The organism is Pseudomonas sp. KBS0707, from assembly GCF_005937945.2.
Classification (GTDB): Bacteria; Pseudomonadota; Gammaproteobacteria; order Pseudomonadales; family Pseudomonadaceae; genus Aquipseudomonas; species Aquipseudomonas amygdali.
This window is the reverse complement of sequence record NZ_CP041754.1, coordinates 42988-57616: the sequence shown is the minus strand read 5'-3', so window position 1 is coordinate 57616 and position 14629 is coordinate 42988. Positions and strand designations below refer to the sequence as shown.

11 protein-coding genes and 2 pseudogenes are annotated in these 14629 nt (G+C 54.3%); 11 read left to right on the top strand and 2 right to left on the bottom strand.

Features of this window, described 5'->3' with window-relative positions:
* The first annotated feature begins 8 nt into the window (after positions 1–8).
* From tagF to FFH21_RS00220, 10 genes and pseudogenes are all read left to right on the top strand, one after another.
* A complete protein-coding gene (gene tagF, locus FFH21_RS00270; protein WP_004663091.1) occupies positions 9–932 on the top strand; it encodes a type VI secretion system-associated protein TagF in 924 nt (307 codons plus the stop codon).
* Positions 929–3421 (top strand): type VI secretion system membrane subunit TssM, encoded by a 2493-nt coding sequence (tssM, locus tag FFH21_RS00265; RefSeq protein ID WP_011167349.1) that lies wholly within the window; start codon positions 929–931, stop codon positions 3419–3421. The genes tagF and tssM overlap by 4 nt, the downstream gene beginning before the upstream one ends.
* Before the next feature lie 155 nt (positions 3422–3576).
* Positions 3577–4095 carry a type VI secretion system tube protein Hcp gene (locus tag FFH21_RS00260; protein WP_002551414.1) on the top strand — a complete coding sequence of 173 codons (519 nt, stop codon included), beginning with the start codon at positions 3577–3579 and terminating at the stop codon, positions 4093–4095.
* Between the two features lie 92 nt (positions 4096–4187).
* The gene (gene tssA, locus FFH21_RS00255; RefSeq protein ID WP_041924379.1) at positions 4188–5285 is read left to right on the top strand and encodes a type VI secretion system protein TssA; all 1098 of its coding nucleotides are present in this window, start codon (positions 4188–4190) and stop codon (positions 5283–5285) included.
* A gap of 177 nt (positions 5286–5462) precedes the next feature.
* A pseudogene (locus FFH21_RS00250) lies at positions 5463–5887 on the top strand (DUF2628 domain-containing protein).
* A gap of 240 nt (positions 5888–6127) precedes the next feature.
* Positions 6128–7387 (top strand): IS256-like element ISPsy17 family transposase, encoded by a 1260-nt coding sequence (locus FFH21_RS00240; RefSeq protein WP_004666928.1) that lies wholly within the window; start codon positions 6128–6130, stop codon positions 7385–7387.
* 345 nt (positions 7388–7732) lie between these two features.
* A complete protein-coding gene (locus FFH21_RS00235) occupies positions 7733–7987 on the top strand; it encodes a PAAR domain-containing protein (protein ID WP_003343651.1) in 255 nt (84 codons plus the stop codon).
* 50 nt (positions 7988–8037) lie between these two features.
* Entirely contained in the window at positions 8038–9969 is a 1932-nt protein-coding gene (locus FFH21_RS00230) for a phosphatidylserine/phosphatidylglycerophosphate/cardiolipin synthase family protein (protein WP_011167346.1), read from the top strand.
* Position 9970: 1 nt separating this feature from the next.
* A complete protein-coding gene (locus FFH21_RS00225; RefSeq protein WP_011167345.1) occupies positions 9971–10993 on the top strand; it encodes a sel1 repeat family protein in 1023 nt (340 codons plus the stop codon).
* A 97-nt stretch (positions 10994–11090) separates the two neighbouring features.
* A pseudogene (locus FFH21_RS00220) lies at positions 11091–11579 on the top strand (sel1 repeat family protein); the annotation flags it as partial.
* Between the two features lie 150 nt (positions 11580–11729).
* Here FFH21_RS00220 and FFH21_RS00215 read toward each other — a convergent pair.
* Positions 11730–12710 carry an IS5-like element ISPsy2 family transposase gene (locus FFH21_RS00215; RefSeq protein WP_145119537.1) on the bottom strand — a complete coding sequence of 327 codons (981 nt, stop codon included), beginning with the start codon at positions 12708–12710 and terminating at the stop codon, positions 11730–11732.
* A gap of 128 nt (positions 12711–12838) precedes the next feature.
* On the opposite strand from FFH21_RS00215, the gene FFH21_RS00210 reads away from it, so the two are divergent.
* Entirely contained in the window at positions 12839–13942 is a 1104-nt protein-coding gene (locus FFH21_RS00210) for an IS5-like element ISPsy19 family transposase (protein WP_004663854.1), read from the top strand.
* Between the two features lie 103 nt (positions 13943–14045).
* On the opposite strand, the gene FFH21_RS00205 is transcribed toward FFH21_RS00210, so the two are convergent.
* Positions 14046–14516 carry a hypothetical protein gene (locus FFH21_RS00205; RefSeq protein ID WP_004663126.1) on the bottom strand — a complete coding sequence of 157 codons (471 nt, stop codon included), beginning with the start codon at positions 14514–14516 and terminating at the stop codon, positions 14046–14048.
* Between the last annotated feature and the right edge of the window lie 113 nt (positions 14517–14629).

Here is a 14629-nt window from a genome sequence, read left to right as displayed (position 1 = left end):
GGCGGTCGATGATTGGCTGCTTCGGAAAAGTGCCCGCGAGCGCAGATTTCGTCAGCCTGCATGGCGCCAGCGACGATGTCTGCGAGTTCGATGCCTGGCTGCAAGGCGCACTCGCCGACATGCAGCAGCGCGACGACTGGCGCACGTTGTTCGACCAGTTGCCCGTGTGTTTTTTCAGCTATCGGGCACGCAGCGGCAACTGGCTGGTAGGCGGTTTGATCAGCTCGCGGGACTCGAGTGCACGGCGTTATCCGTTCTTCATCTTTCAAACGGTGAAGTCCAGCGACGCCGGTGTGTTCGTGAACCCGTTTACCCTGAGCGAACTGTTCGCCGGGCAGATCAAACCGCTGCTGCACATGGCCGCACAGGGCGAAGGCACCTCAGTGCTGTTCGAGCGCATCAGGGCCCTGCGCCCGCTGCAAGGACAGGACTTCGAACTGTTCCGGCGTGTGCATGAGAAGTTTCTGGTGAACTTCACCCTGCGTGACATTGCGACTTCGCTGGAGAGCTCATACCCCGAGTTCATCAGCAATGCCGTGCTCACCCGACTGCAAGCGCTGGGTCGCCCGTCGTACAGGGCACCGATCGGTATTTCGCTGCCACTGCCTGCCGAGCGAGGCTTGAAGAACCCGACAGCAGATCTGTGGGTCAATTGGCTGACACGCATTGACCCGAACAAGGCAGTGCCGCAAATCAGCATTCTGGCGGACGACTTCATGCGCCCCCGACTGTTCTGCTTCCCGTCGCGCAACACCTCAGGCGTGTACCGCGTGGTGACGGGCGTGGGCGAGCATTCGGAGAACTATGACGTGCTGGCACCCTTTGACGCGTTCGACGAACACCACCGAGGCCATGTGTTTCCAGACATTGACCGCCCTCTTTATGACGTTATCGACCGCTTTGTCGATGTGCTGGATTTGAAGTCCGTATGAACAAGATCAAATACTACTTTTTGCGCTACCAGCCCTATGTTCTCGGGGTCTGCTTTTTTCTGTCTATCTTCATCATCTGGAGCATCGGCCGTGCCCTGGGCTTCAGTTCGATGAACAGCCTGCTGACGGGGATAGGCCTGTTCCTGCTGCTGTCGGCGGCGTATGTGCTGTTGCTGTATCGGGGCGTATCACAGCATCAGAACCTGGAGGGTCTGCTGCGTGATGACGCCGATCAGGCCGTGCTCAATGCCAGCCCGGCGGATCGCGAAGAGGTCAGCCTGCTGCGTGAGCGCTTGCTGCAAAGCATCGAACGGTTGCAGAGCAACAAGCCGAACGGCAGCAACGCCAAGGACGCGCTTTACGCCCTGCCCTGGTATCTGGTGGTGGGTCAGCCCGCAGCGGGCAAAAGCACCATGCTGTATCAGTCGGGCCTCAACTTCCCCTACGCCGAGCGCGAAGGCGCACGCGTTGCCGGGCTGGGCGGCACGCGCAATTGCGACTGGTTCTTCAGCTCGGAAGCCGTGCTGCTGGATACCGCTGGCCGCTACATGAATGATCAGCAGGAAGCCGGCAAATGGCGCGCCTTTCTGCAATTACTGCGTCAGCACCGCCAGCGCAGACCGCTAAACGGCCTGATTGTCACGGTCAGCATTCATGACATCCTGCAATCCTCGGTGGAGGATCAGGAGCGCATCGCCAAGCGTCTACGTGAGCGAATCCAGGAAACCCACGCGCTGCTGGAAGTGCGTCTGCCGGTGTATCTGGTGTTCACCAAGTGCGACCTGGTACCGGGCTTTGTCCCCTTCTATCGCCAGCTGGATGATGTGGCGCGTGGCGAAGTGATGGGCAAGACCTTCCCGCACAAGGGCTTCGAGCAAGCTGACTGGGGCCAGCGCTTCGGTGTGGCGATGGACGAGCTGATCAATTATTGGAAAGAGATCGCCAACCAACAGCTGGTGCTTCAGGACATCCAGATCACGCGTCAGGACACAGCGGTGTATCGCTTCCCGCTGGAGCTGGAAGCCTTGAAACCGCGCCTGCTGATGTTCGTCGATGCCCTGCTGCGCGCCAACCCGTATCAGAGCGCCGAGATGCTGCGCGGTTTCTACTTCACCAGCGCACTGGACGCCGACCAGCCCGAGATGGGCGGACACACCCGTCAGGTGACCGAGCGCTTCCAGCTGGAAAGCGAGCAGGACCTGGTCGACGGCAATGCGCAGCCGCACCCGCTGTTCATCAACAGCCTGTTCCGCAAGGTGATCATTCCCGACCAGCATCTGGTGGCGCTGTACACCACCAACCATCGCGAGCGTCGCCGCAAGGCCGCGTGGATTGGCGGTGCCAGTCTTGTTGCTCTGTTGATCTGCAGCCTGTGGGGCTGGTCGTACTGGAACAACAAGGACAACATCCAGTCCATTTCCACCGAACTCGCCCAGGCTGCAGCCGATGACAGCAAAGCCACCGGTCAGTACACCGAGTGGCAAACGCTGGATCGCATGCGCTTTTGGACTTCGCTTTACTACGATCGTCATCACGACGAAGGCGTACCGCTGCGCTTGCGCCTGGGTCTTTACCGGGGCTATGACGTCGAGCCGTTGCTGCGCACGCGCTACTTCAACCGTCTGGAAACGGTGATGCTCAAGCCGACCGCAGACAACCTGACGCGCTCGCTTTACCTGCTGACCACTATCAAGGTCTACCAGCGCAATGCCAAGGACCTGATGCCGGTCACCGGCGTCGACAGCGTCGAACCCAAGGCATTGCCGCCGGATAACCGCGCGCAGTCCATCGCGGCCTTCGGCAAGGCGACGCTGGATACTTACGTCATGTTGTCGCGAGCGCAGCGCGAGAAGGCTGACCCGGCCTTCCTGAAAGCGAAGATGCCTGATTACTGGTACCCGGCCATCGCGCGCCAGACCGGCAAGACCATCACTGCGAACGCCGAGGCAGGCTCCAATCAGGATTACGAGTACGCCAGCCGCCAGATCAACTTCTACAGCGATCAGATTCACGAACTGGACGTGCCACGGATTCTCGACAACGCATTTCTGACATCCAGTTCGCGTAATTACATCAACAGCCTGCTGACGCAGTCGTTGAAGGCTATCGAAACCATCACGCTGGAATCGGACACCCTGTTTGCCTTTGGTCGTGCCGACTTCCAGAGCCTGAAAACCGAAGGTCAAAACCAGTTGAGTGCGATCGCCGGCAAGCTGTTGAGCACACCGAACATCGGCAAGATCGTGATTGCAGGCCACGCCGACCAACTGGGCGACCCGCAAAGCAACATGCAGGTGTCCAAGCAGCGTGCACAGACCATCAAGACTTATCTGGTCGGCAAGGGCGTGCCCGCCGAGCTGGTGGATGCGGTCGGCGAAGGCAGCGAGAAACCCTTGGTCAACTGCGATATGCAGCAGCCGAGGGCTCAGTTGATTCAGTGCCTTGAGCCGAATCGACGCGTAGAGATCGAAGTGCGCGCGCTCAATTGATCGCGCAGTGCAAGCAAACCGAAGCCCGGGTTGTCCACATGAGACCAGGGCCGTGGCAAGAGAACCTTTCTTGATCGTTTCAGGAAGGTTAATCAAAGGGGTCGTGTTCTGTCTTTAGACACCACAACCTTAAATGAAGAAAGGAGACGCAGAAAATGGCATTTGACGCATACATCCAAATCGACGGCATCCCGGGCGAAGTTCTGGACGACAAGCACAAAGACTGGATCGAAGTGCTCGGCTACGAGTTCGGCGCTACCCAGGCCACCTCCGCCACCGCCAGCTCGTCGGGCGGTGCTTCGTCCGAGCGCGTTGCACTGAGCGACTTCAGCATCCGCAAATCTGTGGACAAGGCTTCTGCCAAGCTGTTCGAAGCGTGCTGCAAAGGCACTCACATCGCCAAGATCCAGCTGAACGTCAACCGTGCTGGCGGCGACAAGCTGACCTACCTGACCATCAACCTGGAAGAAGTCGTTGTGTCTTCCGTGAAGGCTGTAGCAGGCGGCAACCAGAAAGGCGAAGACAACGCCGTCAGCGATCTGCCGATTGAAGAAATCAGCTTCAACTTCGCTCGCATCAAGACTACCTACACCCAACAGAGCCGTTCCGATGGCCAGGGTGGCGGTAACGTCACTGGCGGCTGGGACCGCACTGCGAACAAAGTATTCGCATAAGTCTGTGACACCTCGGGTCGCGCAAGCGGCCCGTCTTCAGCACCGTGTCTGCCCAGGCACGGTGCTCTTTTATCCTCTGATCAGAGTTGACTATGTCTGAATTTCTCAACGACCTTTCGCTTGCCGATCTGACGGCGCCCATCAACGGGGGCAGCGGCGAAGACCTGAGCTTTTCCACCCTGTTCGATCAGGTCAAGGAAGCTCGTCGAGCAGACCCCGATTACCTCACCCAAGGTGACTGGCAAACCGATCTGAAGTCCTCGGACTGGGATCAGACCATCACGTTGGCCGCACAGGGCCTTGCTGAACAAAGCAAGGACCTGATGCTCGTCGCCTGGCTCAGTGAAGCCCTGGCGCACAAATACCACTTTGTCGGCATTACCTTCGGCCTGACCGTGGCCGAGCGGATCCTGCAAAATTTCTGGGACGATCTGTACCCGTCGCTGGAAGACGGCGTAGAAGAACGCGCCGCCCGCCTGGCCTGGCTGAAAACCACGCTGACCGAAGTCGTCGGCGGGCTGCCGATCACCCAGGGGCAGAACTTTGGCCTGTTGCGCTACGACGAGTCGCGCCACGTGGAAAACCTCGCCCTGCAAAACCCCAAGGCCATGCAGGCTGCTGTTGACGAAGGCAAGATCAACGCCGAAATCTTCCAGCGCTCCGTGGTACTGACCGACTCGGACCACCTGCGCCTCAAGGCCAGCGAAATCGCTGCCAGCCTGTACGCCTGCCAGCAGCTCCAGGCCACTGCCGATACCCTGTTCGGCAGCGACGCGCCCAGCCTCGTCACCCTGAGCGACATCCTGCAACGTGCCGGGCAACTGACCGAAAAGCTGCTCAAGGACCGAGGAATAGAACTGAGCCCTGCCCCCGCAGCCGCCGCTCAGACCGCACCCGAAATCGCCATCGACCAACCCGCAGGTGCCGCGATGACCCAGCCCACCCAGGACAGCGCATCCGCACCACTGCGCACCACCCCGGCCACTCGCGACGAAGCCTTCACCATGCTCGCCGGCATCGCACAGTTCTTCAAAAACACCGAGCCGCAAAGCCCCGTCCCGTACCTCATTGAGCGCGCCATCAAGTGGGGCAACATGCCGCTGGAAGGCTGGCTGAACGACGTCATCAAGGACAGCAACGTCGTGGACAGCATTCGCGATGTGCTGGGTACGAAAGAGCCTAAGCAGTAAGGGCAATTCGTAGGATCGGTCTGTATGAACGTGCGTACAGACCATCAGGAAATGCACCACAGGGCGAGTCTGTCTGTACGACTGACGCGCCCTCGATTTACCCGTATTTTGCGTCGTACCCAGCGCTGCAACAGGGAACGACCATTCACGTGATTCACACACATCAGGGATTAGAGAATGAACACGTCAGACCCGGTAAACGCATCAGGCCACTACAGCGACAAATGGAAAGAGCGCTTCGCCTTTTTTGAAGCGCACGGCGGCCCAAGCGCACCAGGGTTCAGACCTGCGCTCAAGCAACTGCCCTTTCTGAAAAAAGTGAAAATCAACTTCAACTTCTTCGCGTTCTTTTTCGGGCCGGTTTACCTGTTCATTCTGGGGCTATGGAAGAAGAACCTGTCCTTTATCGCAATGATAGTAGTGGTCTCTATCGTGCTGGACATGGTGTGGAAATGTTTGAGTTCCGCTAAGCCAAGGAGGCGAGTTCTGCGCTGGGTTTTGTGTTTAATGCGTTGTATGGGCAACTGACCAACTATGCGTATTACCTGAAGGAAGTGAAAGGCGAGCAGGGCTGGAATCCGTTTGAGGGGTTGCGTTGGTAATGCGAAATTATTGAGCTCTATTTTCAGGGAGGTATACATGTTTGAGCCTGTGGTTACTACGGTGGTACTGCTATTTTTTTCAGTGGTGGCATTTTTTACTTTTTATGCGCCGGTCAGCACGGCAGTGTTACTGATCCGTAAGAAAAACCCTCTTGACAGGGTGTCTCGACTTTCCTATGGAGCATCCGAGACTGTCAGAAATTTTGTGTTCGGGCATAACATGTAGCTAGAGGTGCATGTATGCCGACCAAAAAGAAGTCCGCCAATGCAACAGCGAGGGAGTTGCCCTCGATTCCCCAAGAGCTGATCGAGCAGTTTGTTAAAGGCCCGATGAGCGCCGAAGCCATTCAAGACGCGTCCATGGCGTTCAAGAAGGCTCTGATCGAGCGTGCGCTAGGCGCCGAGCTGGGTCACCACCTTGGTTATCCTCAGGGCGCGGAGCGCCCTGAGGAGTCGACCAATCAGCGCAATGGCAAAAGCAGCAAGACGGTTCTGACCGACGACGGGCCGCTTCGCCTGGATATCCCCAGAGACCGCGATGGTAGCTTCGCCCCGATCCTGATTCCCAAGCACGAACGACGTTTTACAGGCTTCGACGACAAGATAATTGCCATGTACGCCCGGGGCATGACGGTGCGTGAGATCCGCGCTTTTCTATCTGAGCAGTATGGAACTGACGTGTCCCATGACTTCATCAGCTCAGTCACCGATGCGGTCATGGAAGAGGTGGGCGCTTGGCAGCAACGACCCTTGGAACCGATGTATCCGGTGATCTTCTTCGATGCGTTACGGGTCAAAATCCGGGACGAGGGGTTAGTGTGCAACAAGGCTATTTATCTGGCGCTGGGGGTATTACCTGATGGCACGCGCGACATTCTGGGTATATGGATCGAGAGCACCGAGGGTGCCAAGTTTTGGATGAAGGTGTTCAACGACCTCAAGACTCGTGGCGTTGAAGATGTTCTGATCGCCGTCACGGATGGCCTCAAAGGAATACCGGAGGCGTTGGGGGCGGTTTTTCCTGCCACGACGCTGCAAACCTGCATCGTGCATCTGATCCGCAACAGCTTGGACTATGCCGCTTGGGATAAACGTCGGGCACTGGCCAAAGCACTCAAGCCGATCTACCAGGCGATCAATGCCGATGTGGCTGAGCAAGAGCTTAACGCCTTTGAAGCGGGCCCCTGGGGCAAGCAGTATCCGACTGTAGTTGCTGCATGGCGTCGCGCCTGGGATCGGGTTATACCGTTTTTTGTTTTTCCGGCGGGCATTCGCAAAGTGGTTTACACGACCAATGCCATCGAGAGCATCAATGCCCAGTTACGCAAGATCATCAAGACTCGAGGGCACTTCCCGACCGATGAGGCTGCGACGAAACTGATATGGCTTGGGTTGCGCAACATCACCGCCAACTGGGGTCATGCGGCACACGACTGGAAAGTGGCAATGAATCAATTTGCGATCCTGTACGGAGACCGATTTACCAGACCGAGCTGGTAAAACAAGGGCCTGCCTGACGGCAGGCCCTAACCAGCCCGAACACAAAAAAACTGATACTCCCGAGCATCCATGCTCTTATCGTTTCCTGCGTCAGGTTTTGCTCTTATAGTCAATGTTGTCCCGAACTCCAGGTATAGCGATTACACGAATTTATTCCTCTCGATCTCCGCCTATTTCTTTGTTCAGGCAGTGACGATGGCGGTACTAATGAGTAAAACCAGAGTACATTGAGGTCAAGGAATAGTCTGTAGAAGTTTGTATTAGCCAAGAAGGTTAATTTTACCGTTAGTACTCCTCACTGCCTATCTAAGCAGAAATGGAGTCATCACTTACAGGGAAGCCCGTATGCGCCCAATTATCGTTATCAACGATCCTACCTCCGATGCAGGTCAGGTCCTTGAAGGATCGCCCAGCACGTTCATAAACGGTTTGGCCGTGGCAAGGGTCGGAGACCGAGTGTCCTGCCCGCATGGCATCGGGACCATCGTAAGCGGAGATGAAACCCTGCTGGTGGATGGTCGCCCGGTTGCTCGGGAAGGTGATTTTATCTCCTGTGGTGCGCGGCTGATGGCAACGCAGCAGGATACCGTGGACCTCTAAGGAACAGAGATGAATACAACACTCAGCATCAATGCGCCGGGAGCTTGACCATGACCACACCTTTAATCACCACCCCGGTCGCTACCAGCAAGAACATGTCGTGCAACATCAACCTCCCTTGGTTTGTGCAGGGCACCGAATATTGCCCGACAGAGGCTACTTTTGAGCCTTTGGTCAACGGCGAGCGTGCGTTTGGTGCTGTGTACGATGCGATAATGAAAGCCGAGCAAAGTGTTGAAATCATCTGCTGGGGGTTTCAGCCCTCGATGTATTTCAAGCGTGGCGACACCAGTTCTCTGTGTATTGGTCAACTTCTTGCTATGAAGGCTGACAAGGGCGTTAAAGTGCGTATTTTGTGCTGGTCTGACAGCGCGCATGTAACAGCCGCGTTTTCAGAAAACATGACTCCTGGACGTAATTTAGCATCGGTCATGGATGATCTACGGAACGAAACCCAGCACGCCATTGACTGGGAATGGTATCGAAGAGCTACAAAATCCACGCTTGGGAACCGCTCTTTACTTTTAGATCGTAATGGTACGGCCCTTGCTGGCGCATTCAGCTTCGGCAAAGAACCCTTCAAAAACATCGAGTTTGTTGTACGAGACATGAGCTTGTCAGACCGAGTTGAAATTGCATGGCAGGTGGCCATGAGGAGTACAGACAAAGATCGGCCTACTTGGAACAAGATTATGACAACCGTGGGAATGACTTCCATTCCGACACATCACCAGAAAATGGTTCTGGTCGACTATGAGACTCCAAATAAAGCAGTAGGCTTTGTGATGGGTCATAACTCGTTGGACGCCTACTGGGATAACGACGACCACAGCGCTGCTAGAATGCATGCACAATTCGGCCGTAATGGAGCTACACCACGTCAGGATATTTCCAGCCGTGTCACAGGCCCGATACTTGAATACCTGAACCACAATTTTACCCAGGCATGGCAGCACGAAACCGGTGTGGACCTGTTGCCCGCCAGAAGGCATGTCGCAGACCAGCTCAAACCCCGTAAAGGGCATGGCCCCAGATTGATTGCTCAGGTCCTGAGGACTCAGCCTCAGGAAAACAAGCGTGATATCAAAGAGATGTATCTCAAGGCAGCAGGCAATGCAAACAGCTTCATGTACCTGGAGAACCAGTATTTTCGCTGGCCGCCCTTGGCGGAAAAAATTAAAGAAAATGTCCTTCGTCAGTTTGCAGAAGGGCGGAGCCTGATTGAGCATGGCCCGCTCTATCTTTTTGTTGTGACCAACTCAACGAAAGAAGGAATGGGCGATGGAACAATCAATACCTATCGAATGCTCAGGCAGTTAGGTCGCCCCGAACTCATGCCGGAGGTTACGAGATATGAACGCGATAAAGAACTGGAAGCCCAAGTCGCTCAGGCCAAGGAGCGCTATGATACAGCAAAAGGCAAAATCACCATTATTGAAGGTACCTATGGGCGCTCATTTAATCCAGCAATGAGCAAACTGTGGGAGCCTCAGCGAAAAGCGGCCGAAGCAGCTGAGGCCGAATATCGAGCACTAAAAGCTAAACTGCCCGCCGATAAAGCAAAGCCATTAACGGTACCAGGGACTGAAGGCCTAAAAGTTTTGATTTGTACATTGGTCGCCTCTGACTCGCCCCCGGAAAAGTGGATGGATATTTACATTCATAGCAAACTAATGATTATCGATGATGTTTTCACAACATTAGGATCGAGCAATATCAACACACGCAGCATGGAAGTCGACAGCGAACTGAATATCTGCGTTGAAGATCCGGCAGTGACCAAGCCTTTGCGCAAGCACTTGTGGAGTATCCACACGGATAGCGAAGGGTCAGGTGATGATATTGAAACTGCTTTTAGCACTTGGTCGAGAATAGCCAGCTTTAACGCTGCCAATAGAAAAAACAAAGAAAATACGAACCGTCCGACTCACTCTCTGACAGAGTTTTACAGGGACAGCAAAAAGCGTTCCAACCTGGATTAATATGCCTACTAGAATCATACTAATAATATTAATAGCTGCAGCACTATGCGCTTGCAAAAAGGAAGACGCTATGCACATAACAAAAGACCAGATGACACATGCTCTTGACAGGCTTTCCTTTACCTGTGTCAAAGAAGCGGACAGCCTACCTAAAATTTCTGAAAACTCACAGCAACTGTATCGCTACGCATTATTTTTGCGTTTACGAGAGGGGGCTAAAGACTTCGTTAAAATTGCCAGATATTATCGTTTAGCGTACGCAGCAGGAAGCTACAAAGCAGCTACCAACCTGCACGCTTTGATCTCAGAGGGTCTTATCGAAAGTACCGATCCAGAGAATGAAGTTATTGATATCGTGGAAAGTTTGATCGCTCGGGAAATTCCCGGAGGCTACTACGACATGGGGCATTATTTAGAAACAGGATATGGAGTCAAACAAGACACGAGTCGTGCTAATGCTTACTTCCGGAGAGCTGCCGACTTGGGAAATGCTTACGCTCAATACTACGTGTCTAATTTGCTTGAGAACATCGAAGACGCCAAGCAGGTAGTGCTTGATATGCGTCGTTGCGCTATGGATCAGGGTCATGCCGAGGCAGCCTACAGCTACGGTATTTTTCAGAAAGCACGGGATATTTATCCTGAAGCGGTACAAGGTTTCCAAGCAGGTGTCCGGAACGGTAGTTCCAATAGCGCCGGTTTTTTGAGCGGTGGGTTTAAAACCACGGAGGCCAAAAACCGCCTCTATTATTTTGCCCTTGAGGCTGATTCTGAGCGTTCTGTGCGATATAAAAAAATTGAGAAGTTTTTGAGTCGCTATGAACATCTCGGACCAAAAGTTCCAGATATCGACCAGATCGTTCCCCTGCCCCCAGCCAAGCTTCCGGAATGGGACGGTACATTCGAATGGCTGAAAAAACGCGAGTCCACGCCCCCTGCCGAAAAGCCATCGGAAGACATGATCCGGGCGCTAAGCCAGGAGAAAGGCCTCGACCCGGAAACAGGTCTGCCGCTACCGAAATGACGTGATAACGATGGGTATACGTTAAGCCATACCCGCTACGCCCCAAAGGAACGGACTCCGGAATCGGGGAATCTGACCTCGACACAAAGGAATGGAAATGTTCACAAGGCTGGTTTTTCTGGCAATTCTCACGACAAGCCTCTGCGCTTGCGAGAAGAAAGGTCACGACAGCGTTACTGATGAAGACATGGCTAAAGCCATGGAGAGGCTTTCGTTTACCTGCACTCACGAAGCCGACAATCTGCCTGCTATAAGCGAGGATGCTCAGGCACTGTATCGCTATGCGCTATTTCTAGAATCGAAAAAAGGCACCAAAGACTATCAGCAAATAGGCAGATACTACCGTTTGGCCTATGCAACAGGGAACTATAAAGCAGCGACCAACCTGCACATCCTGATTTCTCAAGGTGCTGTTGATAGTAACAATCGCAGCAAAGAGGCGATTGACATTGTGGAGCATCTGATCGCGCAGGGTATTCCGGGCGGTTATTACGATATGGCGCACTACCTTGAGAAAGGTTACGGAGTAAAGCAAGATTTACCCGCATCAAAGGCATATTTTCGGCAAGCTGCTGATCTCGGGGATTTAGGGAAGGTCTGAAGTAGCCGGATGTTTTCCGGCTACCGAGTCCTCAGCACTTTTCAAAAAACGATGCATGTCGAAATTTGCTCAATTATCTTCGCTTTTTAGCTCTTTCGGCCGCTGCAAAGCCTTTTGCGGTAACCATTTCCTGCATTACACGCGCACCTCTCCTGCGCTCGCCAACAAATGTCGGCCGGCCATCCACAGGTTTGACAGGGCGAACAACGTCACCATCTGCGCGGTGTTCTTGGCCAAGCCCCGAAAGCGCACTTTTTCATAGCCAAACTGGCGTTTGATGACCCCAAACGGATGCTCGACCTTGGCGCGAACCTGGGCCTTGGCCTTCTCGATTTTGCGGATCGCCTTGTACAAAATACTGCGTTTTCCGTGCTTTTTGTAAGTGCTGTGGCGGGCGGCAATCTGCCAAATGACCTTGCGCCCAGCGTGTTCTTCGCGCTTCTCGACCCCGGTGTAACCTGCGTCGGCGCAGACTACGTTTTCCTCGCCGTGCAGCAGTTTGGCAACCTGCGTGACGTCTGCCACATTGGCCGCTGTTACTACCACGCTGTGCACCAGGCCTGACTCGTCGTCGGCGCCGATGTGAGCCTTGGCGCCGAAATAGTACTGGTTACCTTTCTTGGTTTGATGCATCTCAGGATCGCGTTTGCCATCCTTGTTCTTGGTCGAACTGGGCGCGTGGATCAGCGTGGCATCGACGATGGTGCCTTGACGCAACGACAAGCCACGGTCGCCCAGATAACCATTAATTACGCCGAGAATCCCGGTCGCCAACTCGTGCTTTTCCAGCAGATGACGGAAGTTGAGAATCGTGGTTTCGTCTGGAATGCGCTCCAGGCTCAGGCCTGAAAACTGACGCAGGATGGTCGTCTCATACAGCGCTTCTTCCATCGCCGGATCGCTGTAGCCGAACCAGTTCTGCATCAGATGAACACGCAGCATCGCCATCAGTGGGTAGGCGGGCCGGCCACCTTCTCCTTTTGGATAATAGGGCTCAATCAGGGCAATCAAACCTTTCCAGGGCACCACCTGATCCATCTCGATCAGGAACAATTCCTTACGGGTCTGCTTGCGCTTGCCGGCATACTCGGCGTCGGCGAAGGTCATCTGTTTCATCATCGAAAAGCTCGGCGACTGGTGTCCGGAGATTTTGCCAAATTAGGAAGTCTTTTTCAGAGTTTCCTTAGAAGGTGTAGACAAAATAAATTAAACTTTCACTCCCTTGTCTGAATAGCCCTCAAGCCATGCCTAAAACCGGACGTCCTCGCTCGATTGCCGCCGAGCACTATCCCGTGCTGGTGAAACTCGCTCATGCACAGCCCTATTCCAGCCAGGCCGAATTGGCGCTCGTATTCTTCGCCGAAACCGGTATCACTGCGCATCCCGACACCTTTGCAAAAGCGTTGAAAATGGCAGGGATTACGCGTGTAAAGCAGCGGGCCAAGGGAAGTTTTCAGTCACCTGAACCTAATAAAGCCTATGGCTACAATGAAACCCACCGCCGCCAACTGCCGGAGCAGCTATATCCGAGTTGCTTGACAGATACCGAGTGGGCACTGGTCGCCGACCTGTTTGAAAGCCAGGGCGGACGAGGAGTGCCACCGCTTCACTCTCGGCGCACGTTGCTGGAAGCCTGTTGCTATGTCGTACGCACGGGGTGCTCATGGCGAATGCTACCCCGCGATTTTCCTCATTGGGACAATGTCTACAAAACGTTCCGCCGGTGGAGCGCTCAAGGCAAGTTCGAGCAAATGCATGATCGCTTGCGAGCTCAATGGCGTGAGCGGGAAGAACGCGCTGACAGCCCGTCAGCAGCGATCCTGGATTCACAGTCGACCCGCAGTTCTCCTCAAGGCGGTGACAGCGGCTACGACGCAGGCAAAAAAGTGAAGGGGCGTAAACGAAGTCTGATTGTCGATACATTGGGCCTGCTGCTGGCTGTCAGTATCAGTGCTGCAAGCGTGCAGGATCGTGACGCGGCGGATGATGCGGTGGCGTACTCGAAGGAAAAATATCCGTCACTGAGCACGCTTTTTGTTGATAGTGCGTACGCAGGAAAATGGGCACAGCGCACCCATCAACTGCACGCTATCGATGTTCAAGTGATCCGTGGCCCGAATAACAGAAGAACAGGGCAATGGCACTCTGAACAAGGCGATCTATTTTCCGTGGAGCCTGTTCAGACTGGATTTGTGGTCATGCCCAAGCGATGGGTAGTGGAGCGAACTCATGCCTGGAATGAGAGAGCTCGGCGACTGATCATGCATCATGATCGCCTTTTTGCGGTAAGCGAGGCATGGGTTTGGTTGGCCGAGGCTCGAATACTCGCGCGCCGACTCACTACATGATTTTGTCTACACCCTCCTAGCTACATGTTATGCCCGAACACAAAATTTCTGACAGTCTCGTCGAAACCTACCGTTTGCTGCAGCTGCTTTCGACACATTCGGTTCATGCGTCCAGCTCATTTATTAATTCGCGCCAGCCATCCTTTGCCTCCTGCTCCGAGGTAAAGACGTGTACTTTTGGATGCCAGAACGGCCCCTCAATGACGATGCATTCCAAGGTAGAGTCCTGAAACGTGAAGACATAATGGACAGCATCTTTTATGAACAGCCGTTTATCGTGTCGTGGATGGATGGCGTTTCTCTGCTCAAGCTCTGCTAGCCAAGGCGAATTATCTATCCGATGAATTTGGTAATGCTTGAGGCCAAGCCCAATAAGCGGATGGCCGCCCAACGCTTCATCGTTTGGTGAGCCAAACTGAAATTTTTTTACCAGAGGAAAATGGATTACAGCTATCTCTTCCCCATCGGTGCAATACCGTAAACATAGCTGAGTGTCCGTGGCGAACACGACGGGGTCGGGCGACGTGCTTGGCTGTGGCCAAGCGTCGATCAGTACTACGGTCGCGGATGACATACAGAAGCCTAGTAAATAAATAGGGGAAAAACAGCGTGCGCGAGTGACGCGTTGTCGTCAAAGGCTTCTGTTCGCGGAGGGTTGCTTCTGGTCGATAACGATCTGCCACGAAT